This window comes from Simplicispira sp. GW247-4R2A, assembly GCF_059424465.1.
The window spans coordinates 1-1,392 of sequence record NZ_JBWKZM010000056.1; the positions used below are offsets into that span (position 1 = coordinate 1).

Sequence of the window (1,392 nt, forward strand, 5' to 3'; positions counted from 1 at the left end):
ATAGCCCGAATCGGGCGCAATAAAGCCGCAGCGCGGCCAGAATCAGGCGCAGGTTGTGCCCGGCGCCGCACATCACCGCATGCAGCGCATCGCCCAGCGCCCCCTTGAGCGGGTTGCGGCCCAGTCGCCCGTCCATCTTCATGTGCCCGATGGCCGACTCGATGGCACTTCTTCGCTTGATCATCGCTTTGAGCGTCCTGGTAATACCCCGTTTCTGACCCGAGCGCAGGATGCGCACACCTTCAATTTCCACGCCCCGATAGCCCTTGTCCACGATGGCCGTGGCCGGCGGCCTGTCCGTGCCGGTGAGGATGCCCACCTGCTCCAGCGTCTCAGCCAGCGTGTGGCCGTCATAGGGGTTGCCTGGCATGCAACGCATGCCCACCACCAGGCCTTCCTTCAACGTGGTGGCGATGCTGACCTTCACGCCGAACTCGTAGGGGGTTCTGGCCTTGCCCTTGCTGATGCACTCCACCTCCGGCGCGTGCAGGGCGTACAGCTTGTTCTTGTCCTTCGTGCGCTGGGTCAGGATACGGCCCGTGCGTTGCAGCAGGTCCTGGATCTTGGCCTTGGCCGCCTCGGGCAGCAAGTGCAGTTGGCGCTGCACCTCGCGGTGCACGCGGCCCACGCGGGTGCGCAGTGTGCGCACCGCCTTTCGCATGCGCTTGAATTGCTTGGCATGTGCGTAGCGCCCAATCTGCGCGGCCAGCCGGGGCGCCACCCGGTTGTAGTTCTGGCGCAGCTGCAGCCCGTTGTCCTCGGCCGCCTTGACCAGGTGCTGGCGGCTCTTGTCCAGTAGCCGGCTGTCGGTGGGATGGGCGATGGCCTTGGGCATGACGGTGGTGTCCACAATCACCTGCTGCGCGCTGGAGTGCTTGATCACGCCGCCACGCCTGGCGGCGTCGATGCTGGCGGCCAGCAGCGTCTCCACGCCTTCCTCTCCAATGCGCTTTCGCCAGCGCGTCAGGCTGGAGGGGTCGATGGGCGCCTCGGTCTGCAGGTAGGTCTCGCCACAAAAGAACTGCCAGTACGGGTTCTCCACCCAGGTGTTCACCACGGCTTGATCAGATGCATCGAAGGTGTGCTGCAGGTACAGCAGGCCAGCAATCAGGCGCGGTGGCAGGGCTGGCCGGCCGCGCACGGAAGTGAACGAGACCGCGAACGTGCGCTCGATCTCGTCCCAGTCGATCAGCATGGCCAGCCTGACCAGCGGGTGCTTCATGTTGATCTGCTCGTCCAACCGTGGACGGAACAGTTCGGCCGTTTGCGGCTGCGAAGGCTTCGGACCCATCGGACTCCTCGGAGGAATTTGCAAGAAAACAGGTACTGCCAACACCATACCTTGCAAATCCCGCGCCCATCAAGCCGAAGAACTTCCAACCATATCAATGA

General features: G+C 64.1%; 1 protein-coding gene. It reads right to left on the reverse strand.

What is annotated here, in order from left to right:
• Positions 1–1,291, reverse strand: a 1,291-nt coding sequence (locus AC07ZH_RS20455) for an IS5 family transposase (RefSeq protein WP_495201114.1), incomplete at its 3' end; no start/stop codon positions are given.
• Positions 1,292–1,392: the final 101 nt, after the last annotated feature.